General features: G+C 66.2%; 18 protein-coding genes. 3 read left to right on the forward strand and 15 right to left on the reverse strand.

Going from position 1 to position 21,628, the window contains the following annotated elements; genetic code table 11:
* Position 1 precedes the first annotated feature (1 nt).
* The 12 genes from carB to hrcA all read right to left on the reverse strand — a co-directional run bounded on the left by carB (position 2) and on the right by hrcA (position 17,514).
* On the reverse strand, positions 2-3,247 hold the full coding sequence (gene carB, locus ACSION_RS11635) for a carbamoyl-phosphate synthase large subunit (protein ID WP_435306001.1): 3,246 nt from the start codon (positions 3,245-3,247) through the stop codon (positions 2-4).
* 18 nt (positions 3,248-3,265) lie between these two features.
* Positions 3,266-5,164 (reverse strand): alpha/beta hydrolase family protein, encoded by a 1,899-nt coding sequence (locus tag ACSION_RS11640; protein WP_435306002.1) that lies wholly within the window; start codon positions 5,162-5,164, stop codon positions 3,266-3,268.
* 73 nt (positions 5,165-5,237) lie between these two features.
* The gene (carA, locus tag ACSION_RS11645; protein WP_435306003.1) at positions 5,238-6,371 is read right to left on the reverse strand and encodes a glutamine-hydrolyzing carbamoyl-phosphate synthase small subunit; all 1,134 of its coding nucleotides are present in this window, start codon (positions 6,369-6,371) and stop codon (positions 5,238-5,240) included.
* A 226-nt stretch (positions 6,372-6,597) separates the two neighbouring features.
* Positions 6,598-7,317, reverse strand: coding sequence for a 4-hydroxy-tetrahydrodipicolinate reductase (dapB, locus tag ACSION_RS11650; RefSeq protein WP_435306004.1), 720 nt, complete (start codon positions 7,315-7,317; stop codon positions 6,598-6,600).
* A 45-nt stretch (positions 7,318-7,362) separates the two neighbouring features.
* Entirely contained in the window at positions 7,363-8,685 is a 1,323-nt protein-coding gene (locus ACSION_RS11655) for an EAL domain-containing protein (protein ID WP_435306005.1), read from the reverse strand.
* 128 nt (positions 8,686-8,813) lie between these two features.
* Complete coding sequence (locus tag ACSION_RS11660; protein ID WP_435306006.1) at positions 8,814-9,527, reverse strand: MOSC domain-containing protein; 714 nt, start codon at positions 9,525-9,527, stop codon at positions 8,814-8,816.
* Entirely contained in the window at positions 9,524-10,639 is a 1,116-nt protein-coding gene (locus ACSION_RS11665) for a prephenate dehydrogenase (RefSeq protein WP_435306007.1), read from the reverse strand. Before ACSION_RS11665 ends, ACSION_RS11660 begins: the two co-directional genes overlap by 4 nt.
* A gap of 19 nt (positions 10,640-10,658) precedes the next feature.
* Positions 10,659-12,539: a DUF3857 domain-containing transglutaminase family protein gene (locus tag ACSION_RS11670; protein WP_435306008.1), complete on the reverse strand. Its 1,881-nt coding sequence runs from the start codon at positions 12,537-12,539 to the stop codon at positions 10,659-10,661.
* A 116-nt stretch (positions 12,540-12,655) separates the two neighbouring features.
* Positions 12,656-13,777: a molecular chaperone DnaJ gene (dnaJ, locus tag ACSION_RS11675; protein WP_093486085.1), complete on the reverse strand. Its 1,122-nt coding sequence runs from the start codon at positions 13,775-13,777 to the stop codon at positions 12,656-12,658.
* 94 nt (positions 13,778-13,871) lie between these two features.
* The gene (dnaK, locus tag ACSION_RS11680; protein ID WP_093486087.1) at positions 13,872-15,791 is read right to left on the reverse strand and encodes a molecular chaperone DnaK; all 1,920 of its coding nucleotides are present in this window, start codon (positions 15,789-15,791) and stop codon (positions 13,872-13,874) included.
* A gap of 110 nt (positions 15,792-15,901) precedes the next feature.
* A complete protein-coding gene (grpE, locus tag ACSION_RS11685; RefSeq protein WP_435306009.1) occupies positions 15,902-16,423 on the reverse strand; it encodes a nucleotide exchange factor GrpE in 522 nt (173 codons plus the stop codon).
* Positions 16,424-16,464: 41 nt separating this feature from the next.
* Positions 16,465-17,514, reverse strand: coding sequence for a heat-inducible transcriptional repressor HrcA (hrcA, locus tag ACSION_RS11690; RefSeq protein ID WP_435306010.1), 1,050 nt, complete (start codon positions 17,512-17,514; stop codon positions 16,465-16,467).
* A gap of 126 nt (positions 17,515-17,640) precedes the next feature.
* On the opposite strand from hrcA, the gene recN reads away from it, so the two are divergent.
* Complete coding sequence (gene recN, locus ACSION_RS11695; RefSeq protein ID WP_435306011.1) at positions 17,641-19,308, forward strand: DNA repair protein RecN; 1,668 nt, start codon at positions 17,641-17,643, stop codon at positions 19,306-19,308.
* Positions 19,309-19,333: 25 nt separating this feature from the next.
* On the opposite strand, the gene fur is transcribed toward recN, so the two are convergent.
* Positions 19,334-19,738: a ferric iron uptake transcriptional regulator gene (fur, locus tag ACSION_RS11700; protein WP_435306012.1), complete on the reverse strand. Its 405-nt coding sequence runs from the start codon at positions 19,736-19,738 to the stop codon at positions 19,334-19,336.
* A 102-nt stretch (positions 19,739-19,840) separates the two neighbouring features.
* On the opposite strand from fur, the gene ACSION_RS11705 reads away from it, so the two are divergent.
* Positions 19,841-20,233: an outer membrane protein assembly factor BamE gene (locus tag ACSION_RS11705; protein ID WP_435306013.1), complete on the forward strand. Its 393-nt coding sequence runs from the start codon at positions 19,841-19,843 to the stop codon at positions 20,231-20,233.
* Positions 20,234-20,242: 9 nt separating this feature from the next.
* Here the strand turns inward: ACSION_RS11705 and ACSION_RS11710 are convergent, their stop codons facing one another.
* Positions 20,243-20,494: an RnfH family protein gene (locus tag ACSION_RS11710; RefSeq protein WP_435306014.1), complete on the reverse strand. Its 252-nt coding sequence runs from the start codon at positions 20,492-20,494 to the stop codon at positions 20,243-20,245.
* Position 20,495: 1 nt separating this feature from the next.
* Positions 20,496-20,924, reverse strand: a complete 429-nt coding sequence (locus tag ACSION_RS11715) for a type II toxin-antitoxin system RatA family toxin (protein WP_435306015.1) — start codon at positions 20,922-20,924, stop codon at positions 20,496-20,498.
* 41 nt (positions 20,925-20,965) lie between these two features.
* Between ACSION_RS11715 and smpB the strand changes: the two genes are divergently transcribed.
* Positions 20,966-21,454 carry an SsrA-binding protein SmpB gene (gene smpB / locus ACSION_RS11720; RefSeq protein WP_093486097.1) on the forward strand — a complete coding sequence of 163 codons (489 nt, stop codon included), beginning with the start codon at positions 20,966-20,968 and terminating at the stop codon, positions 21,452-21,454.
* Positions 21,455-21,628: the final 174 nt, after the last annotated feature.

The following is a 21,628-nucleotide window of genomic DNA, read 5'->3' on the forward strand; positions in this document are numbered from 1 at the left end:
CTCACCCTTGAAGCTCCTTGTGCAGTTCCTGCAACGCCAGCACCGGGCCCGTGCCGCGGTATTCCAGCGAATGCACCAGCGCCTTGGCGCCGGCGACGGTGGTCGAATAGGTGACGCGGTGCTGCAGGGCCTCGCGCCGGATGGAGAAGGAGTCGGCGATCGCCTGGCGTCCTTCCGTGGTGTTGACGATATACACGATTTCGCCGTTCTTGATCAGGTCCACCACGTGCGGTCGGCCTTCCAGCACCTTGTTGATCTGGGTGCAGTCGATGCCACGCTCGCGCAGCCACGCCGCGGTGCCTGCGGTGGCGACGATGGAGTAACCGCGGGCGACCAGTTCCTGCGCCACCGGCAGCACGCGCTTCTTGTCGGGATCGCGCACCGAGATGAACACCTTGCCCACTGGCGGCGCCTTGATGCCCCCGGCTTCCTGCGCGCGCGCCATGGCGGCTCCGAAGCTGCGGCCCACGCCCATCACTTCACCGGTGGAGCGCATCTCCGGCCCGAGGATCGGGTCCACGCCCTGGAACTTGGCGAACGGGAAGATCGCTTCCTTGACCGAATAGTAGTCGGGGACGATTTCCTTCGTGGCGCCCTGCCCGGCCAGCGTCTTGCCCGCCATGCAGCGGGCCGCGATCTTGGCCAGCGGCATGCCGGTGGCCTTGGAGACGAACGGCACGGTGCGCGAAGCGCGCGGGTTCACTTCCAGCAGGTAAACGATGTCGTCGCTGCCGTCCTCGCTCGCCTGGATGGCGAACTGGGTGTTCATCAGGCCGACGACCTTCAGGGCCTTGGCCAACTCGACCACCTGGCGACGCAGCTCGTCCTGCGTCTTCGCCGACAGCGAATACGGCGGCAGCGAGCACGAGGAGTCGCCCGAGTGCACGCCGGCTTCTTCGATGTGCTCCATCACGCCGCCGATCAGCACGTTGCCTTCGGCGTCGGCGATGATGTCCACGTCCACTTCGACCGCGTTGTCGAGGAAGCGGTCCAGCAGCACCGGCGAATCATTGGAGACCTTGACCGCATCGCGCACGTAGCGCGCGAGGTCGGATTCGCCGTACACGATTTCCATCGCACGGCCGCCCAGTACGTAGGACGGGCGCACCACCAGCGGATAGCCGATCTCGCGCGCCAGCAGCAGGGCTTCCTGGTCGTTGCGGGCGATGCGGTTCGGCGGCTGCTTCAGGCCCAGCTTGTCGACCAGCTGCTGGAAGCGCTCACGGTCCTCGGCCAGGTCGATCGAGTCGGGGCTGGTGCCGATGACGGGCACGCCGTTGGCTTCGAGCGCGCGCGCCAGCTTCAGCGGCGTCTGGCCACCGTACTGGACGATGACGCCCTTCGGTTGCTCGAGTTCGACGATTTCCAGTACGTCTTCCAGCGTCAGTGGCTCGAAGTACAGGCGATCCGAGGTGTCGTAGTCGGTGGACACGGTTTCCGGGTTGCAGTTGACCATGATGGTCTCGAACCCGTCTTCGCGCAGCGCGAGCGCCGCGTGCACGCAGCAGTAATCGAACTCGATGCCCTGACCGATGCGGTTGGGGCCGCCGCCGAGGATCATGATCTTCTCGCGACCGGTGGGGTGCGCCTCGCACTCGTCCTCGTAGGTCGAATACAGGTATGCGGTGCTCGTAGCGAACTCGGCCGCGCAGGAGTCCACCCGCTTGTAGACCGGCTTCACGCCCAGCGCCTTGCGTAGCACGCGCACGGCGGCCTCGTCGGTGCCGGCCAGCTGGGCCAGGCGCGCATCGGAGAAGCCCATGCGCTTCAGGCGGCGCATGCGCGCCTTGTCCAGCGAACCCAGGCCATCGGCGGCGAGCTGCTGCTCGGCCGCGATGATCTCTTCCATCTGGTCGAGGAACCAGGGGTCGATGAACGACAGCGCATGCACCTGCTCGACGCTCATGCCGGCACGGAAAGCGTCGGCTACGTAGAACAAACGTTCCGGACCCGGCGCCTTCAGCTCGCGGCGCAGCTTGGCCAGATCGTCTTCGTCGGCCAGGTCCAGTCCGGTGGGGTCGAGACCAACTTTGCCGGTTTCCAGGCCGCGCAGCGCCTTCTGCAGCGATTCCTGGAAGGTGCGACCCATCGCCATCACCTCGCCCACCGACTTCATCTGGGTGGTGAGACGGGCATCGGCCTGCGGGAACTTCTCGAACGCGAAGCGCGGGATCTTGGTGACGACGTAGTCGATCGCCGGCTCGAACGAGGCCGGCGTCTTGCCGCCGGTGATCTCGTTCTTCAGCTCATCCAGCGTATAGCCCACCGCCAGCTTGGCGGCGACCTTGGCGATCGGGAAGCCGGTCGCCTTGGACGCCAGCGCCGACGAACGCGACACGCGCGGGTTCATTTCGATGACGACCACACGGCCGGTCTGCGCATTGATACCGAACTGCACGTTCGAGCCGCCGGTGTCCACGCCGATCTTGCGCAGCACCGCGATGGACGCGTCACGCAGGCGCTGGTATTCCTTGTCGGTCAGCGTCTGCGCCGGTGCGACGGTGATGCTGTCGCCGGTGTGCACGCCCATCGGGTCCAGGTTCTCGATGGAGCAGACGATGATGCAGTTGTCCGCGGTGTCGCGGACAACTTCCATCTCGAACTCCTTCCAGCCCAGCACCGACTCTTCCACCAGCACTTCGGTCGTCGGCGACAGTTCCAGGCCGCGGGTGACGATGTCGACCAGCTCTTCCCGGTTGTAGGCGATGCCACCGCCGCTTCCGCCCAGCGTGAAGCTGGGGCGGATGATGGTGGGATAGCCGACGCGGGTCTGGATCTCTAGCGCTTCCTCCAGCGTGTGGGCGACCGCGGCCTTCGGGCACTCCAGTCCGATCTCGCCCATCGCCACGCGGAACAGCTCGCGGTCTTCCGCCATGCGGATGGCGTCGCGCTTGGCGCCGATCAGTTCGACGCCGTACTTCTCGAGCACCCCGTTGTCCGCCAGGTCCAAGGCGCAGTTCAGCGCGGTCTGTCCGCCCATGGTGGGCAGCAGCGCATCGGGCTTCTCCTTGGCGATGATCTTCTCGACCGTCTGCCAGTTGATCGGCTCGATGTAGACCGCGTCCGCCATCTCAGGGTCGGTCATGATGGTCGCGGGATTGCTGTTGACCAGCACCACCCGATACCCCTCCTCGCGCAACGCCTTGCACGCCTGGGCGCCGGAATAATCGAATTCGCAGGCCTGGCCGATGACGATCGGGCCTGCACCGATGATCAGGATGGTTTTGAGGTCGTTGCGCTTGGGCATGGGGGACTGCTTCCAGGGTTACTGAGCCGCGGCGGGTTGCGCCTTGGGCCCGATGTACTTGTCAAAGAACGCCAGCATCTTGGAGTAGAGGTTGACGTTGTTCTGAAGGTCGCGGAATCCGTGCGCTTCCTTCTTTTCCACGATCACGTCGTCCGGCTTCTTGCCGACCTTGGCCAGCTGCGAGATCAGGAAATGCATGTTCTTGATCGGCACGCGCACATCCTTCTCGCCGTGCACCAGCAGGATCGGCGCCTTGATGCGTTCTACGCCGAAGGCGGGCGACTGCGCCATGCGTTCGGCGGCCGTCGGCGGATAGACGTCCTTCAGATAGTTGCGGCCGCTTTCATGGCCCATGAAATCCGCATCGCGCTGCGCATCGAGATCGTAGACGCCAACGTAGCCGACGGTGCAGCGGTACAGGTCGGGTTCGCGTACCACGCTCATCAACGCCGCGTAGCCACCATATGAGGCGCCATAGATGCAAACACGATTCGGATCCGCGATGCCTTGGGCGATCGCCCACTTCACAGAGTCAGTCAGATCGTCCTGCATGGTCGTACCCCACTTGCGGTAACCCATGCCCTCGAACGCATTGCCGTAACCGCCCGAACCGCGGTAGTTCATCTGCAGGACGGCGTAACCGCGGTTCGCGAACAGCTGTACTTCCGGATTGAAACCCCACTCGTCGCGCGGCCCGTGCGGACCACCGTGCGGATTGATGATCAACGGCAATTTCTTGCCATTGCTGCCCTTGGGAATGGTGATATAGCCGTGCAGTTCGAGCCCATCGCGGGCCTTCACTACGATCGGTTTCATCGGCGACATCTCTTCCGACTTGATCCAGCCCATGCTGGCGGTCAGGAACTGCGCCTGGCCGGTCTGACGATCGAACAGGTACGCCTCGGGCGCTTGGACATCGGAGTACACCTGCATCATCAGATAACGACCATTGTCCGAAGCGCGCTGGAAGCGCACGGCCTTGCCCGGGAATGCCTTGGCGAGCCCGGCGTAGACCTTGGTTTCCGGATGATCGGGAGCCACCCAATCCCAATAGGGAATGCCATCTTCGTACCACACGCCCAGCAGCGTCTTGCGGTCGGCACTCCAGAGATAGCCGGAAGGGCTGACAGTACCGTTGTTCGAGAGCAATGTTTCGGCGCGGGTATCGACATCGAGCAGCACGATGGATTCAGGCTTTCCATCTGCGCCCTTCGCCATGTAGACCCGCTTGTTCTGCGCATCGAAGCCCAGCGGATAGTACGTCGCGCCATTGCGCTCGCTCTCGTGCACCAGGTTCCACTTGTCGCCATCGCGTCGGTAAGTGACGTTGCGACCGTCGTTCATGGCGCCCGCGACAAAGCGCACCTTGCGATCATGGTCGACCAAGAAGCTGCCTTGCTCGACCGGTGCGCTGGCCACATTCATGATGCGGCCATTATTGACGTTCAATTTGAAGAGGAACGAGGTCTCGACGGAGCGCTGGACCAGGATCGTGTCCGGATCCTCGGGGGTCAAATCAACGATGCTGTAGGTGTTTCCGTTGGGTATGTCGAGCCGACCCGTACCATCGATGTTGGCCGCATACATGTCGCCCCGCGCCGTCTCGAAATCGAAACGACCCGTCTTGAAGGTCACGACGAACAGGAGGCGGTTGTCGTTGACCCAGTACACCTGCCGAAAGTGCCGGTTCTCGCCGTAGTCGAACTTTCCGACCACTGCCTGGTCGGCAACCCGGACGACTGCCAGCAGTGTCCTGTCGGCCTGCGGCACATTGATCGCCATGTGCTTGCCATCGGGCGATAGCGAGACGGTGGTGAATTGCGGATCCTTGAAGAAATCCTGGATCGGCACTTCACGCGCGAAACCCTGCAGTGGCAGCAAGGCCAGCAGCAGCAACAGACGGACCATCACTTTCATCTTCCACTCCCTGAGATGGGGCGGCGTCCCCCGCCGCCCGGTACGGACAATCGATGGCGCTGGGCCATCCCCCTCACGATGACCGCGCCTGCTCCATGCAGGCAACGAAACGGTCGAACAGCGGTGCGACGTCATGCGGCCCCGGAGACGCTTCCGGATGGCCCTGGAACGAGAATGCGGGGGCGTCGGTCAACTCGATGCCCTGGTTGGTGCCGTCGAACAGCGAACGGTGGATCACCCGCACGTTCGCCGGCAGCGAGGCTTCATCCACGGCGAAGCCATGGTTCTGCGACGTGATCATCACGCGGCCGCTGTCGAGATCCTGGACCGGATGGTTGGCGCCGTGGTGGCCGTGGCCCATCTTCATGGTCTTCGCGCCGGCGGCGAGCGCCAGCAACTGGTGACCGAGGCAGATGCCGAAGGTCGGTGTCTTCTGCGCGATGAACTCGCGGATCGCGGTGATCGCGTAGTCGCAAGGCTCCGGATCGCCCGGGCCATTGGACAGGAATACACCGTCCGGCTGCAGCGCCAGCACGTCGGCTGCGCTGGTCTGCGCCGGCACCACGGTGACGTCGCAGCCCCGCTCGGCCAGCATGCGCAGGATGTTGTGCTTCACGCCGAAGTCGTAGGCCACGACCTTGTACTTCGCAGGCGCCTGGATGAAGGCATTGCGGTCCAGGTCCAACTGCCCGTCGCGCCAGGGGTAGGCCTTGTCGGTGGTGACCACTTTGGCCAAGTCCATACCCTTCAGGCCGGGGAACTTGCGCGCGGCTTCCAGCGCCTTCTCGACGTCGATGCCGTCGCCGGCCATCAACGCGCCGTTCTGAGCGCCGCGCTCGCGCAGCAGGCGGGTCAGCTTGCGGGTGTCGATGCCGGCGATGGCCACGATGCCGCGGGTTTGCAGCCACTCCGGCAGGGCCTGCTGGTTGCGCCAGCTGCTGGGGCGGCGCGGCACGTCGCGCACGATCAGGCCGGCGCACCAGACCTTCGACGCTTCGTCGTCCTGGTCTGTGCAGCCGGTGTTGCCGATATGGGGGTACGTCAGGGTGACGAGCTGGCGGGCGTAGGACGGGTCCGTCAGGACCTCCTGGTAGCCGGTCATCGCGGTGTTGAACACCACTTCGCCGACCGAAAGGCCATCTGCGCCTACGGATTCGCCCTCGAATACAGTGCCGTCTTCGAGTACGAGAATTGCGGGTCGAGTCACGGGGTTCGCCTTGGGGTGAAGGAACCCTGCCCCACCAACTTGCGGCTGCAAGAAACCGCAGACGCGGCGTTCATCCGGTCCGTGGCGATGGGTAACAGGCGAGCGGGAATTGTACGGGGAAGCCCTGTTCAGCGCCACCGTTTTTTGCACCCGGCCGCGGGAAACGGGCATCCCGGCGGGGCTGCGTGTTCAGGTTGAACAGCGGCGCGGCGCGCGACGCCACGTGTCAATCCAGCAGGTCGCGCACGCGGTAAGCGCCGGGCGCGCGGCCAGCCAACATCCGCGCCACATGCAGCGCGCCTCTCGCGAAGATGTCGCGGTGGGTAGCCCGGTGCGTCAACTCGATCCGCTCGCCGAGCCCCGCAAACTGCACCGTATGTTCCCCCACGATGTCACCCGCCCGGAGGCTGGCGTAATGCACCGCCTGCCCGGCACTGCCCGCTGCCTGGCCCAGGGTAAGCGCGGTGCCGGAGGGTGCGTCCTTCTTGTGGATATGGTGGGACTCGACGATATCCACGTCCCACCCCGGCAGCGCGGCCGCCGCGCGCTCCACCAACTCCGCGAGCACCGCGACGCCCAGGCTGAAATTGGTCGCCCAGACCAGCGGAATGCGCGTTGCGGCCGTTGCCAGCGCCCCCTGCTGGGTTTCGTCGATACCCGTCGTACCGGACACCAGCGGCAGGCCCCGCTCGACGCACAGCGCCAGTATCGGGTCGAAGCCTTCGGGCAGGCTGAAATCGATTGCCACGTCGAACGCGGGCACGCCCGACAATTCCGCCGCGGCGAAATGCGGCACGCCGTCCACGACGCGCTGCGCTGGGGAACGACGGGTCACGGCGGCAACGACGGTGTAGAGGGCGGGCTGCTCGGCGGCGAGGCGAAGCAGGGCCTGGCCCATTCGGCCGGAGGCACCGTGGATGAGCAAGCGTGTGGGGGCAGCGTTCATGGGGCCATGGTAGCGGCCCCTCGCGCATCGGCGTAGCCCCGCGACTCAGGGCGTCTGCGGATATCCCAGATGGAAGCCCTGCGCGAACGGGACGCCGAGGGCCTTGAGTGTCTCCAATTGCCGCTCGTTCTCCACGCCTTCGGCGATCAGGTCAGCCTGCGTGCCTTGCGCGAACGTCAACAGCGCGGCGATGAGCGCCTGCATGCGCGGCCGCTGGTCCACTTCGCGCACCAGGGTGATGTCGAGCTTGATGATGTCCGGCGCAAGCCGCAGCACGTGCCGCAGACTCGCGAAGCCGGCACCGGTATCGTCCACCGCGATGCGTACACCCGTCTCCTGCAAGGCCGACAGACATTTGTTCAAGCGCGCGTAGTCGTCCACTGCGGTGTGCTCGGTCACTTCCAGGACGAGGCGATACGGGTCGTGTCCCGCGATGAGGTGCCTCAAGCGCTCACTGCACGCGGTTTCGGGCGAGATGTTGATGGAGAGGAAGGCCTCCGTCGGCAGCGCCGCCAGATGGGTCAACGCCGCGGCGGCGGCGGCGAGCTCGAGTTCGACACTGAGCCCGCTGCGCGCGGCATCCTCGAACCAGCGCCCCGTGGACAGGTCGTACTCCAGGGGGAAACGCGCGAGGGCCTCATAACCGGCGACTGCGCCGTCGGCGAGGCGGATGATGGGCTGGAGCGCCATCGTGATCTGCCGTTCCTCCAACACTTGCAGCAAACGCTCGCGGGCATCGTGCACCTGCTTGCGATCACGCTCGCCCTGCCCCATGCGCGCCTCGAGCGCCGCGCGCATCTGCGCATGCTCGATCGCCTTGTACATGCTGGCGGCCACCAGCGTGCTCAACTGCTCCAGCGTCTTGCTGGCGGTGTCGTCGTAGGCGTTCGGCGTAGCGGCGAGCACCTTCAGCACACCGACAACCTGTCCGCGGAACCGAAGGGGCGCGACCAGCATCGATCGCAGGCCCACGTGGCGGCAGGCCTCTCGATTGACCCGCGGGTCTTCCTCGCTGTCATCGCAACGCAACACGCAGGCTTCGGTGATGCACCGCCCGGACAGGCTGCCTTCGACGGGCAGCGTCATCCCGATCTGGCTTTGGGCGATGCCACTGGCCGACCAGTAACGCATCAGGTCGCCATCCCGGATCTCGAGCACGGCGCCCGCAGAGCCCGTCAGTTCCTGAGCGCGGTGCGTGATGGCATCGACCACGTCCTGCGGTTCGGGGCCGGCCGCCGCTATTTCTCCCTGTGCCGCGACGATGCGCGTGAGCAGCGCAATGGCTTCTTCATCGGACACCGTCGCGCCCGATGTCGATGGCGCCAGCCGCACGGAAGACAAGGACGTTATTTTTCGATCCCGACTCATCTCCGACACTCCTTGCGGACGATGAACATGATGCATGCCCCGATGCATTGAGGTCGTGATGCTAGAGCGCCCCGTAGCTCGATGTCGAGTAAACGCGTTTACGGGAAAGGGCCGCCCGAAACCGGGTTTCAATCCGCGGGCGCCACGCCGGTCAGCCGTTTCTGCCAGTTCTCCACCGCACCACGCTCCAGCCGCCGCTCGAACAGGATTCGCCATGACGGCACCAACGGCAGCGCAAGCAGGTCATGCAGAACGTCGACCTCGATGGCGCGCTGATACAGCAGGTCGATGAAGCGGGAAAGCGGCCACGCGGGATATGGGCGCGCTTCCAGCACGATGGCGTCGCCTTGTTGCACTTGCCCCGCGTCGATCACACGGTAGTACCACCCCGTACGCCCGGTGTCCTGCACGCGGCGCGCCATGTCCGGAATCTCGAAACGGTCGGACAATTTCCAGCAGGGTTGGCGCGACTGCGAAACTTCCACCAGCGCCGAGCCCAACCGGAAGCGATCCGCCAGGCACACGTCGGCTTCGGTCATCCCCGTCGTGCTGATGTTCTCACCGAATGCGCCTGCCTTTGCCAACAACGGATGGGGCCCGACGTCCTCACGCCACGCCGTGTAGTGATCGTGGGGATAGTGATGGATTGCCTTGTCGGGACCGCCATGAACCCGCAGGTCACCCTGCTCATCGCTGGCCAGCCCCAACGTGGTGACACGTTGAGGCCCACGCACGCTCGCCTTGGCGATCGCACTGACGCTCCCGGCACGCGTGAACGGCACGGCCTTGCCGACGAGGACGTCTTCGATGACGCATGTCGTCGTGGTGGTCTTCAAATTCATGGCAATACCCTGCCCAAACCACGGGAATCTATCTCGCCCGCGGCACGCGCCAATGCCTCGCCATCCAAGTCCGCATCGAATCCGATACGGAAATGCACTTCGCCATCCGGCGTACGCGAAGAATGGATGGACGACAAACTGACGCCATGCCGTTCGAACACGTGCAGCAGCGCACGCAGCGAACCGGGCCGATCTTGCGGAAGGTGCACGCTGAGCGCTTCGCGCCCGGCGAGGTCCGCCAACAGGTACCCGATCCGCTCGTAGCTGTAGTTGCTTTCCGCGAGCATCGCGGCGCCGATCGCGTCGTGGTTGTCGGCAAGGAATTCCCGGCGGAACGCAGTGCGTGCCGCATCGCTCCCCTCCCCCACCAGTTCGGCCATGCGCCCGATCTGCCGGCCCAGCGACGCCAGCACGTCGCCCGCGTAGGGATTGCCGAACTGGATGTCCTCGTAGATCGCGGGGTTGAGCGACAGGATGCGGGCGATGATGGCGGCATCCATTTCGAACGACGCCGAGCGGAATGGCATCAGCGCCGCCAGGTCGCCAGTGTGCGCGGCTTCGTTGCGCAGTACGCCGGCCTGCGCCAGATGGGTGGCATGGACCATCGCCTGTACCAGCGCCATCACGCGGTCATGCTGTTCGGGCGAGGCCTGCACGCATTCGGCCTCCAGCGCAGCGAGCAACGATGCGACCCAGGGTCGCCAGGTCACCAGTCGCGCCTCGCTGACCACCATCACCCGGCCTTTCAGCGTCGGCGCCTTCGGCGGTGCGGTCATCGGATGCAGGCCCACGACCTCGGCCCCCGAGGCGAGCATTGCCGCGATAGGCGCCGCCTTGATGGAGGTCACGTCCAACCACAACCGCCCCGATTCCGTGCCGCCGGCGATATCGACGTAGCGGGCAATCAGGGCCGCTGTGTGGCGGATGGGAGCGCAGAACACGAGTACGTCGGCGCGCGCGACCAGCTCCACCTCGTCCACGCTCGAGGCATCGGCCGGATCATGACCGATGACCTCCAGGCTCATCCGCGCGCGGAAGAACCGCGCCAGCCATTGCCCGTACGCACCGGCGCTGCCGACGATGCCGATCAGTGGGTTAAGTGTGGGCGTCACGCGCGGCATTCGGCGGTATTCACTGCTGCACCGCTCCTTCCCCGGTCAGGTAGACCACCTGCGCACGCAGGTCGGGCATGATCTTGCGCATGACCCGGGCGAAGCCGTCGTTGTACTCCGGCGAGCACACCGGGCCCGGCGTGCGGTCGTCCAGCGTGCGCCGTACATGCAGGCGAGCGCCCTCCTGCCGGAACGTCGAGACGTAGCTGAGCGTACCTTCGCGCACACTGACGTCCTTCGGTACGGCGACGATCCGCATCGATGCCGGAAACTCGAAGGTGTACTCCTCGTCCGAGTGATAGGCACCACAGCTGCTCTCGCCCGCGGGCTGGTCCGGATCGCCAAGTTGCGAGGCGACCAGCATGGAGACCGGGGTGAAACTGAGGAACCACGGTTGCACCTGGAAGCCGCCGCTCGTGGGGAGCATCCGGTCGACTTCGAAGTCGGCATCCATGTTGAAGGTTTCGAGCATCGGCACGGGGTCGTCGTACGTCACCTTGCCGCTCGCGTTCAGCGCGTTCCCGCGGAAGTAATTGCGTACCAGCTTGTCGGCGTCGCTGGCGCCGACGTTGCGGAACTGCGCGCGCGCCGCCACGGCCATGCGTCCGCTCAACTCGACCCGCTGCGATCCCTTGATCGAACCGTCCGATTGGATCCGGAGGGTCGTGCGCAGCTTCTGCGATTCCGAACCCACCTGCGTCACCGGCGTGGTGGTGCCATCGCGATGCCCATCCACCAGCAACACCGGCTTGCCCGCCGCACCGTCCGGCAGGCTGCCGAAGGGCACCGTCGCCGCGGTGGAGTCCACGTAAAGATCAAGGCTGGGGATGTAGTTGATCACGTGGTTGACGACCGACGCGACCGGGATGTCCGGCAACGTGTACGTACCGCCAGCGTTGATGAGCGCCTGGGTGCTGTCGATGCCGCGCGCCTTCAGCAAGGCCTGCAGCAGGGTCGCATGGTCCTTGCAATCGCCCATGCGGTTGTCGAGCACCACGTCCAGGTCGCGCGGGACCACCGCGCCCAAGCCGATGCAGTTGCCTGCATAGGTGATCTTCGTGGAGACCCATTCGTAGAGCTTCTTCGCCGTCTCGCGCGGGTCCTTGCTCTTGCCCGCGATCTCCGCGGCGAGCGTGCGTAACCGGGGCGTCAGCGCAGCCTTGGCGTTGGCCGGACCACCATAGGCCGCCGCGATGTCGGCATAGCTGGCGAAGGTGGAGAACGCGTAGCCCGGATAGCGATCGGCGGTGAAGACCGTATCGCGCAAGCTCTCGCGGTCGACCGGCTGGCGGTTGCTCCATTGCCAGCGGACGATCCGGCGGCCGTCTCGTGTTTCGACGGCGGGCTGCGTCATCTGCCAGTTGCGCCACGTCGCCTGCATGGCCTCCGGCGCATCGATGGTCACCTTGACGTCGCCGTAGTACGCCGCGGGGCTGTAGTTGCGGATCACCGAGAAGTGGCCAGGGAACATCGGCTGCGTTGCGGTCACCCGGTAGGTGAACACCGTGGTGTCGCCGACGGCGAGCTCCGGGAACACGACGGTGAGTGTCGTCTGGTCGGAGTAGATCGGTGAATCGCCCTCCCGCCCCGAACTGCTGCTCACCTGGTAGTTGCCTCGCGGCACATCGACGCGGCGACCGTCGGGCTTCAACGTGTAGGCTTCGACCACCTCGGCCTTCTGGATGCTGGTGCTGTAACTGACCGACGCATCCTTGGCCGCTTCCAGGGCGCTGTCCTTCAGCACCTTGATCGCGGTTTCCTGCTCCTGCACGAAACTGCCGTCGGCATTGAGCACGAAGCGCGTCGACTCGCGCTCGACCTGCAGGGGCCTGTCATCGGCCGCCCATGCGGGCGCCATGACGACCAGTGCCAACCATCCCCACCCCTTCCCCATGTTCATGCGCACGCGATCTCCCTTCTTCGTGGACGTGAATGAAAACGGCCCCGGGGTTGCCGGGGCCGTCGCAGGATGCCACAAGCCGCGCACAGGCGCGGGCGGCGGGATGTCGCGGGGGCTCAGGACGTCATGCGGTCCCAGAAGCCCTTGACGCCATCGAGGAAGGTGGCGGACTTGGGCGAATGCTTGCGCGCTTCGTCGCCGACGAACGTGGCCTCGAACTTCTCCAGCAGCTCACGCTGTTCGGTCGTCAGGTTGACGGGGGTTTCCACCACCACGCGGCAGTAGAGATCGCCTTCGCTGCGGCTGCGGACCGACTTCACGCCCTTGCCGCGCAGGCGGAACAGCTTGCCGGTCTGCGTCTCGGCAGGCACGCGGATCTCCGCCTCGCCGTGCAGCGTGGGCACGCGGATCGTGTCGCCCAGCGCCGCCTGCGAGATGCGGATCGGCACCTCGCAATGCAGGTCGTCGCCATCGCGCTGGAAGATGTCGTGCTCGCGCACGCGCACTTCCACGTACAGGTCGCCCGGGGGCGTGCCGGGCGGGCCCGCCTCGCCTTCGCCGGTCAGGCGGATGCGGTCACCGTTGTCCACGCCCGCCGGGATCTTGACCGACAGGACCTTCTCTTCTTCCACGCGACCGGCGCCATGGCACTCGGTGCAGGGATTCTTGATGGTCTGCCCGCGCCCGCCGCAGGCCGGACAAGCCTGTTGCATGGCGAAGATGCCGCGCTGCATGCGCACGTTGCCGCGTCCGCCGCAGGTGCTGCAGGTCTCGACCTTGCCATCCGCGGAGCCCGAGCCCTTGCAGGGTTCGCAGGCGACCAGCGACGGGATCTCGATGCGCTTCTCGACACCCGCGACCGCTTCCTCCAGGTCGAGCTCCATCACGTAGCCGACATCGGCGCCACGCCGCGCGGCACGCGCGCCACCGCCGCCGAAGATGTTGCCGAAGATGTCGCCGAAGATATCGCCCATGTCCGGGCCGCCGGGACCGCCGGCGCCACCCATGCCGTGCTCGAACGCGGCGTGCCCATGCGCGTCGTAGGTGCGGCGCTTGGCGCCGTCCGACAGCACTTCGTAGGCTTCCTTGCACTCCTTGAACGCCGCTTCGGCCGCGGCATCGCCAGGATTGCGGTCGGGATGGTGCTTCATCGCGCAGCGGCGATAGGCCTTCTTCAGGTCTTCGTCGCTGGCGTCGCGGGCCACGCCCAGGACTTCGTAGTAATCGCGCTTGCTCATGTGCTGTCTGGCTGGTCTCGCAGGGTCGCCGGATGGCAAAACGGGAGGCCGTGGCAGGCCACGTCTCCCGTTCGCCGCATCCCGTGGGCCGGGATTACTTCTTGTCGTCCTTCACCTCGGTGAACTCCGCATCGACCACGTCGTCGGCCGGCGCAGAGGGGCCACCCGCGCCACCGGCACCCGGCTGTTCGCTGGAAGCGGCCGCCGCGTACAGCGACTGGCCGGCCTCCTCGAGCGCCTTGGCCTTGGCTTCGATCTGGGTCTTCTCATCGCCCTTCATCGCCGACTCGAGTTCGGCGATCGCCGACTCGACGCGGCCGATCACATCGCCCGGCACCTTGCTGCCGTGCTCGGTGATGGCGCTGCGGGTGGCGTGGATCAGGCCGTCGGCGTGGTTGCGCGCCTGGACCAGTTCCTGGAACTTCTTGTCTTCCTCGCGATGCGCCTCGGCATCGGCCACCATCCGCGCGATCTCGTCCTCGGACAGGCCCGAGCCGGCCTTGATCTCGACCTTCTGTTCCTTGTTGGTCTTCTTGTCCTTGGCCGACACGTGCAGGATGCCGTTGGCGTCGATGTCGAACGACACCTCCACCTGCGGCATGCCGCGCGGCGCGGCATCGATGCCGGACAGATCGAACTTGGCCAGCGACTTGTTGAAGCGGGCCTGCTCGCGCTCGCCCTGCAGCACGTGCACCGTCACCGCGGACTGGTTGTCCTCGGCGGTGGAGAAGGTCTGCGAGGCCTTGGTCGGGATGGTGGTGTTCTTCTCGATGATCTTGGTGAACACGCCACCCAGCGTCTCGATGCCCAGGCTCAGCGGGGTCACGTCGAGCAGCAGCACGTCCTTGACGTCGCCGGCCAGCACGCCACCCTGGATCGCGGCGCCCAGCGCAACGGCCTCATCGGGGTTGACGTCCTTGCGCGGCTCCTTGCCGAAGAACTCGGCCACGGCCTGCTGCACCTTCGGCATGCGGGTCTGGCCGCCGACGAGGATGACTTCGCCGATGTCGCTGGCGCGCAGGCCGGCGTCGTTCAGCGCGATGCGGCACGGCTCGATCGTCTTCTTCACCAGGTCTTCGACCAACGCTTCCAGCTTGGCGCGGGTGAGCTTGATGTTGAGGTGCTTCGGGCCCGAGGCGTCGGCAGTGACGTACGGCAGGTTCACTTCGGTCTGCTGCGAGCTGGACAGCTCGATCTTGGCGCGCTCGGCGGCGTCCTTCAGGCGCTGCAGGGCCAGCGGATCCTTGCGCAGGTCGATGCCCTGGTCCTTCTGGAATTCCTCGACGAGGTAATCGATGACGCGCTTGTCGAAGTCTTCGCCACCCAGGAAGGTGTCGCCATTGGTCGCCAGCACTTCGAACTGCTTCTCGCCGTCGACATTGGCGATCTCGATGATCGACACGTCGAAGGTGCCGCCACCCAGGTCGTAGACGACGATCTTGCGGTCGGCGCCGCCTTCACCCTTGTCCAGGCCATAGGCCAGCGCGGCCGCGGTGGGCTCGTTGATGATGCGCTTGACGTCCAGGCCGGCGATCTTGCCCGCGTCCTTGGTCGCCTGGCGCTGGCTGTCGTTGAAGTAGGCCGGCACGGTGATGACGGCTTCGGTGACGGTTTCGCCCAGGAAGGCCTCGGCCGTCTTCTTCATCTTTTCCAGGATGCGCGCGGAGATTTCCTGCGCCGACAGCTTCTTGCCGTCGTTGGTCTGCACCCAGGCGTCGCCGTTCTCGTGCGCGATGATGTCGTACGGGACCAGGTCGAGGTCCTTCTTCACTTCCGCATCGGTGAACTTGCGGCCGATCAGGCGCTTCACCGCGTAGAAGGTGTTCTTCGGGTTGGTGACGGCCTGGCGCTTGGCCGAGGCGCCGACCAGCACTTCGCCGTCCTTGGTATAGGCGACGATGGAGGGCGTGGTGCGGTCGCCTTCCGAGTTTTCGATGACGCGGGCCTTGCCGCCGTCCATGATCGCCACGCACGAGTTCGTCGTGCCCAGGTCGATGCCGATGATCTTGCCCATGATGGATGTCGCTCCCTAGCGAATGCTGATGTTGTACCCGGCGATCAGCCGGGTGGATGGTCCCGATATAGGGGTGCGATGGCGCGGTTCAAGCGCCGTCGCGAGGTCGTTCAGTCGTGCTTGGCCACGACCACGAGGGCCGGGCGCAGCAGGCGGCCGTTGAGCACGTAGCCCTTCTGGAACACCTGCACGACGCTGCCTGGCGCCGCGCCGGGGGCGTCGGCCTGGCTGATGGCCTGGTGGTGTTCGGGGTTGAAGGCTTCGCCGGTGGGGTCCAGCAAGGCCAGACCGTTGTCGCCCGCCACCTTCAACAACTGCTTGAAGGTCAGTTCGAGGCCATCCTTGAGCGGATTCGGTTCGGCGCCTGCCGCGGCCAGGCCGGCGTCCAGGCTGTCGAACACGGGCAGCAGGTCGCCCAGCAGGCGCTCGTTGGCGAACTTGCGGGCCTGCTCGATGTCGCGGGCCACGCGCTTGCGCTGGTTCTCCAGGTCGGCGCGCTCCAGCAGCGTGGTGGCGCGCAGCTGGTCCAGCTCGTTGCGCAGCGTTTCCAGCTCGGCCAGCAGGGCGGCGTCGGTATCGGGGGACTCGGGCGCGTCGCCCGGCGAGGTGTCGTGATCGTGCGGTTCGTTCATTTCGGTTCCCTGGCGGCAGGTCCAGCCGCCCAACCGGGAACCTATGGGGCCGGCGTTTCCGGATTCAAGGCTGCCCCGAGCACATCGGCCGCAGCCTGCACCACGGGAATCACCCGGTCATAGGCCATCCGCGTGGGCCCGATCACTCCCAGCACGCCCAGCACCTGGCCACCCGCCATGTAGGGTGCCGTCACCACCGAGACGCCGTCGTGCGGGGCCAGGCCGGTGTCTTCACCGATGAAGATGCGCACGCCCGGCGCATGGATCGTCCGCTCCAGCAGCTGCAGGATCTCGCGCTTGCGGGCGAAGGCCTCGAACAGGTCGCGCAGGCGCTCCAGGTCGGACAGCTCCTGCACGCCCATCAGGCGGGTCTGCCCTGCCAGGACGACGTCGTCGTTCGGGGGGGCCAGCGCCTGTTCGGCCAGCTCGATGGATTCGGCCAGCAGCCCTTCCATCTCGGTCTGGGCGCTGCGCAGGTCGCGCAGCAAGGTGGCGCGGATGTCCGCCAGCGGCCGGCCGGCGAAATGGATGTTCAGGTAGTTGGAGACGCGCTCGAGCTCGGAACGTTCATAGGATCTGCGCGTTTCGATGACCCGGTTCTGCACATCGTTGTCGGCGAAGACCAGGATCGCCATCACCCGCTTGCCATCCAACGGCACGAAGTCGATGTAGCGGAAGGCGAACTGTTCGCGCCGGGGCACACTGACCACCCCGACGAAATGGGTCATCGCCGACAACAGCTCGGACGCATTGCCTAGCAGGGCCTGCGTGCCGGCGCCACTGGGCAACTCGGAGCGCAATCGCGCCACCTCGCCCTCGCCCAACGACTTCACCTGCACCAGGCTGTCGACGAACACCCGATAGCCCTGCGCGGTGGGAATGCGGCCGGCCGAGGTGTGCGGCGAGCTCAGCAGCCCGACTTCCTCGAGCTCGGCCAGGATGTTGCGGATCGTGGCCGGGCTGACCTCCAGGCCCGCGTGCCGGGCCAGTGTCTGCGACCCCACCGGCTCACCGTCGCGGATGTAGCGCGAAATCAGCGTGCGCAACAGATGGCGGGCGCGTGGGTCCAGCGGGGGCGACGTCGACGACATGCCGCATAGATAGCGCCAACGCGGAGGCGCCCGCAAGCACCTTGGTTCCCGTCTCGGCCGGTGCGACGCCCGAGGGTGAGCATCGCGCGCCTTCGAACCGCCATCGCCCGGCCCTACACTATCGCCATGCTGACCCATCTCGCGATCAAGGATTTCGCCGTCGTCCGCGCTGCCGAACTCGAGTTCGGAGAGGGCATGACCGTCATTTCGGGTGAAACCGGCGCAGGCAAGTCCCTGCTGGTGGACGCGCTGGGCTTCCTGTCCGGGTTGCGCGCCGACAGCGGCGTGGTCCGCCATGGCGCCGAACGCGCCGAGCTTTCCGCCGAGTTCCAGCCCGTGGCCGGATCGCCTGCCCTCGCTTGGCTGTCCGACCATGAGCTGGACGACGACGGCCAATGCCAATTGCGCCGCGTCATCCGCGCCGACGGCGGCTCCCGCGCCTGGATCAACGGCCGCAGCGTCACGCTGTCCCAGTTGACCGACCTGGCCGGCCGCCTGGTCGAAATCCATGGCCAGCACGAGCACCAGGCGCTGCTGGCCCGCCACAGCCAGTTGGAACTGCTCGACGCTTATGCAGGCAACCAGGCCGAGGCGCGCGCCGTCCGCGATGCCGCGCGCCACTGGAATGCGCTGCTGGGCGAACGCGAGCAGCTGTCGGGCCAGGGCGACGTCTCGGACCGCATCAACTATCTGGAGCACCAGCTCGCTGAACTCCAGCGCGAAGACCTGGCGCCCGCCGCACTCGAAGCCCTGGTCGCCGGCCATCGCCGCCAGGCCCATGCGGCCGGCCTGATCGCGGCGTGCGACGCCGCACTGGTCGGCCTGTCGGGCGACGACGGCCCGTCGTTCTCGCGCCAGTTGCAGCACACCCGCGCGGACCTGGCCCGCCAGGTCGAACACGAACCACGGCTGCGGGGTGTCGACAACCTGCTGGAAAGCGCAACGATCCAGATCGAAGAAGCCCTGGCGCTCCTCGGCCAGGTGCGCGATGACCTGGACGTCGATCCCAGCCAGCTCGACGAGCTCGAGCGCCGCCTGGCGCGCGTCCACGATCTCGCCCGCAAGCATCGGGTCCCACTGGACGGCCTGCAGGAGCAGCACGATCGGCTGGCCGCGGAACTGGAATCCCTGCGTGGCGCCGGCGAGCGCCTGATTAAACTCAACGACGAAATAGAAGCCGCGCGCGCGCAGTGGCGCACCACCGCCGATGCACTCAGCCGGACGCGGCACCGCGCCGCCAAGGCGCTCGGCGACACCACCACCGCCCTGATTGCCGAACTCGGCATGGGCGGTGGGCGCTTCGAAGTGGCGCTGGAACCGCATGACGGCGAACGGCCCGACCCGTCAGGCGCCGAGCGCACCGAATTCCTGGTATCGGCGAACGCCGGCCAGCCGCCGCGTCCGCTGCGCAAGGTCGCTTCAGGCGGCGAACTGGCCCGCATCTCGCTCGCCATCGAAGTCGCGGCGCTGGGTCTGGACGCGGTGCCGACGATGGTCTTCGACGAAGTCGATACCGGCATCGGCGGCGCCGTCGCCGAGATCGTGGGCCAGAAGCTGCGCGCGCTCGGTGCGCAGCGGCAGGTCCTGTGCGTGACCCACCTGCCCCAGGTCGCCGCGCAGGGCCACGCGCATTACCGCGTCAGCAAGGCGCCCGTGGACGGAATGACGCAGAGCGCCGTCGAGAAACTGGGCGCGAAGCAACGCGAAGAAGAACTCGCCCGCATGCTGGGCGGCGTGGAAGTCAGCAAGGAAGCGCACGCGGCAGCGAAACGGCTGCTCGCCAACGCCGTCTGAATTCCTTTTTCTAGGGGATCTCGAACTAGCGCTTCTTGCGCACGTAGAGCACCAATGAGTGCTCTTCCAGCTCGTAGCCGTGCTTGGCGGCGATTTCGCGCTGCAGCTTCTCGATCTCGCCGCTTTCGAACTCGATGATCTTGCCGGTATCCACGTCCACCATGTGGTCGTGGTGTCCGCCGCGGTCCAGCTCATAGACGGCCTGGCCGCCCTCGAAGTTGTGCTTGAGCACCAGCCCCGCCGCCTCGAACTGGGTCAGCACGCGGTAGACCGTCGCCAGCCCGATTTCATCGCCGTGGTCCAACAGCTGCCGGTAGATGTCTTCCGCGCTCAGGTGGTGCTGGGAGTTCTTCTGCTCCAGCAGTTCCAGGATGCGCATGCGCGGGTGGGTGACCTTGAGGCCGACTTTGCGTAGATCCTGCGATTCCATGGCGTCTCCGTTCACTCTCGGTTTAGCGCCAGCTGCCTGAAGCTCGGTTGCGGCGGTCCGTGTGAGTGTATCATCGGCCCGGTTTCCCACCGTACCTGTCCCATGCGCAAATTCCTGCTGGTTGCCGTCCTCGCTTCCGCCACCGCTGGCTGCGGCATCCTCTACAAGCAGCCGATCTACCAGGGCAGCCTGCTCGAGAAGACGTCGGTGGACCAATTGCAGGTGGGCCAGAACAAGCAGCAGGTGCAGTCGCTGTTGGGCAGCCCGTCCATTGCCGATCCGTTCCACGCGCAGCGCTGGGACTACACCGCGAGCAACCGCACCAACCGCCGCGGCACCACGGAAGTGAAGAACCTCACCCTGCTGTTCAACGGCGACACGCTCGCCAGCTGGGAAGGCGAGTACTTCCCCGAAGCCGACCTGCAGCTGTCCAAGGACGTGCGCAAGTTCGGCCCGAACCTGGCCAAGGAAAAGAAGAAGGGCCGTCGCCGCTGAGGCGAGGCGTTACCTGCGCGCCCGTCGGCGGCGCGCTTCCTTCGGGTCCAGCAACAACGGGCGCAGCACTTCCACGCGATCGCCCTCGCGCAATACCACGCCAGCGTCTGCCATCACGCCATGGACCGCCGTGGGCTGCGTCGGCGCAAGGTCGTCGAAGCCACTGGCAGCCAACGCATCCGCGACGGTCGAACCCTCGGGCACATCCAGCATCACCGACTCGACGCGGTGCGGCCACGCCCGGATCACCTCTACCTGCATCTCAGGCGCCGCGGTCCGCGGCCCGGACGAAATCATCGACCATCCGGTCGGCCAGGCTCTGGAAGCCCAGCGCCATCGCCGGCGCAAGCAATCGGCTTGAAGGCTCGAACTCCAGCGTCAGCGTGACCTTGCAGGCCGACTCGTCCAGCGCATGGAAGTCCCAGCGCCCGTGCAGCTTGCGGAATGGGCCATCGACCAGGTTCATGTCGATCCGGTGCGGCCTGTCCAGCGCGTTCTCGGTGGTGAACCACGTCCGCAGCGAACCCAGGCCCAGGTCGAGCCGGGCCACCAGCCGCTCCTCGCCCTGCTCGATCAGCTGCGCGGCGCTGCACCAGTCGAACCGGCGCGGGTAGGCCGCCACGTCGTTGACCAGGTCGAACATCCGGGTGGCCGAGTGTTCGACCAGGGCGCTGCGGCGGATCGTGTGCATGTGGCTCGCGTAGGGTTCCGCCTTCGGCGACAATAGGACGGATGGCAAAGAAACCGGACAAGAATAAAGCAACGGGCACGATCGCGCTGAACAAGCGCGCGCGGCACGAGTACCACTTCGAGGAGCGCTACGAGGCGGGCCTTGCCCTGCAGGGATGGGAGCTGAAGGCCATCCGCGCCGGACGCGCCAACATCACCGAGGCCTACGCGATCGTCCGCCATGGCGAGATCTTCCTGTTCGGCGCGCAGATCACCCCACTGATCCAGGCCTCCACCCATGTGGTCGCCGACGACCGCCGTACCCGCAAGCTGCTGCTGCACCGGAACGAGATCGACAGCCTGATCGGCAAGGTCGAGCGCGACGGCTACACATTGGTGCCCACCTCGCTGTACTGGAAGGGTAACAAGGTGAAGGCCGAAGTCGCGCTCGCCAAGGGCAAGCAGACCCACGACAAGCGCGCCACCGAGAAGGACCGCGACTGGGCCCGCGAAAAATCGCGCGTGATGCGCCAGCACAACAAGAATGCGTAGCAGCATCGCGACGCGTTGAAGTTCCAGGATTCGCCGCGCGAATCCTGGGCCCCGACGCACGCTGCCGATCCCCCACGCGCGCTGACGCGCGAATTCGCCCCTTACCAAGGGGGCTGACACGAGCGGGGTTGGTGTCTCACCAGGCTGAACACACCAAGGCGGAAGCCTTGTGAA

Origin of the sequence: Pseudoxanthomonas sp. LjRoot125 (assembly GCF_964252705.1) — a bacterium.
GTDB lineage: Bacteria > Pseudomonadota > Gammaproteobacteria > Xanthomonadales > Xanthomonadaceae > Pseudoxanthomonas_A.

What these genes read in the sequence shown, in the direction of transcription:
- carB (WP_435306001.1), bottom strand. Translation starts at nt 3,247, where the DNA reads ATGCCCAAGCGCAACGACCTCAAAACCATCCTGATCATCGGTGCAGGC.
- ACSION_RS11640 (WP_435306002.1), bottom strand. Translation starts at nt 5,164, where the DNA reads ATGAAAGTGATGGTCCGTCTGTTGCTGCTGCTGGCCTTGCTGCCACTG.
- dapB (WP_435306004.1), bottom strand. Translation starts at nt 7,317, where the DNA reads ATGAACGCTGCCCCCACACGCTTGCTCATCCACGGTGCCTCCGGCCGA.
- ACSION_RS11655 (WP_435306005.1), bottom strand. Translation starts at nt 8,685, where the DNA reads ATGAGTCGGGATCGAAAAATAACGTCCTTGTCTTCCGTGCGGCTGGCG.
- ACSION_RS11660 (WP_435306006.1), bottom strand. Translation starts at nt 9,527, where the DNA reads ATGAATTTGAAGACCACCACGACGACATGCGTCATCGAAGACGTCCTC.
- ACSION_RS11670 (WP_435306008.1), bottom strand. Translation starts at nt 12,539, where the DNA reads ATGAACATGGGGAAGGGGTGGGGATGGTTGGCACTGGTCGTCATGGCG.
- dnaJ (WP_093486085.1), bottom strand. Translation starts at nt 13,777, where the DNA reads ATGAGCAAGCGCGATTACTACGAAGTCCTGGGCGTGGCCCGCGACGCC.
- dnaK (WP_093486087.1), bottom strand. Translation starts at nt 15,791, where the DNA reads ATGGGCAAGATCATCGGCATCGACCTGGGCACGACGAACTCGTGCGTG.
- grpE (WP_435306009.1), bottom strand. Translation starts at nt 16,423, where the DNA reads ATGAACGAACCGCACGATCACGACACCTCGCCGGGCGACGCGCCCGAG.
- hrcA (WP_435306010.1), bottom strand. Translation starts at nt 17,514, where the DNA reads ATGTCGTCGACGTCGCCCCCGCTGGACCCACGCGCCCGCCATCTGTTG.
- recN (WP_435306011.1), top strand. Translation starts at nt 17,641, where the DNA reads ATGCTGACCCATCTCGCGATCAAGGATTTCGCCGTCGTCCGCGCTGCC.
- fur (WP_435306012.1), bottom strand. Translation starts at nt 19,738, where the DNA reads ATGGAATCGCAGGATCTACGCAAAGTCGGCCTCAAGGTCACCCACCCG.
- ACSION_RS11705 (WP_435306013.1), top strand. Translation starts at nt 19,841, where the DNA reads ATGCGCAAATTCCTGCTGGTTGCCGTCCTCGCTTCCGCCACCGCTGGC.
- ACSION_RS11710 (WP_435306014.1), bottom strand. Translation starts at nt 20,494, where the DNA reads ATGCAGGTAGAGGTGATCCGGGCGTGGCCGCACCGCGTCGAGTCGGTG.
- ACSION_RS11715 (WP_435306015.1), bottom strand. Translation starts at nt 20,924, where the DNA reads ATGCACACGATCCGCCGCAGCGCCCTGGTCGAACACTCGGCCACCCGG.
- smpB (WP_093486097.1), top strand. Translation starts at nt 20,966, where the DNA reads ATGGCAAAGAAACCGGACAAGAATAAAGCAACGGGCACGATCGCGCTG.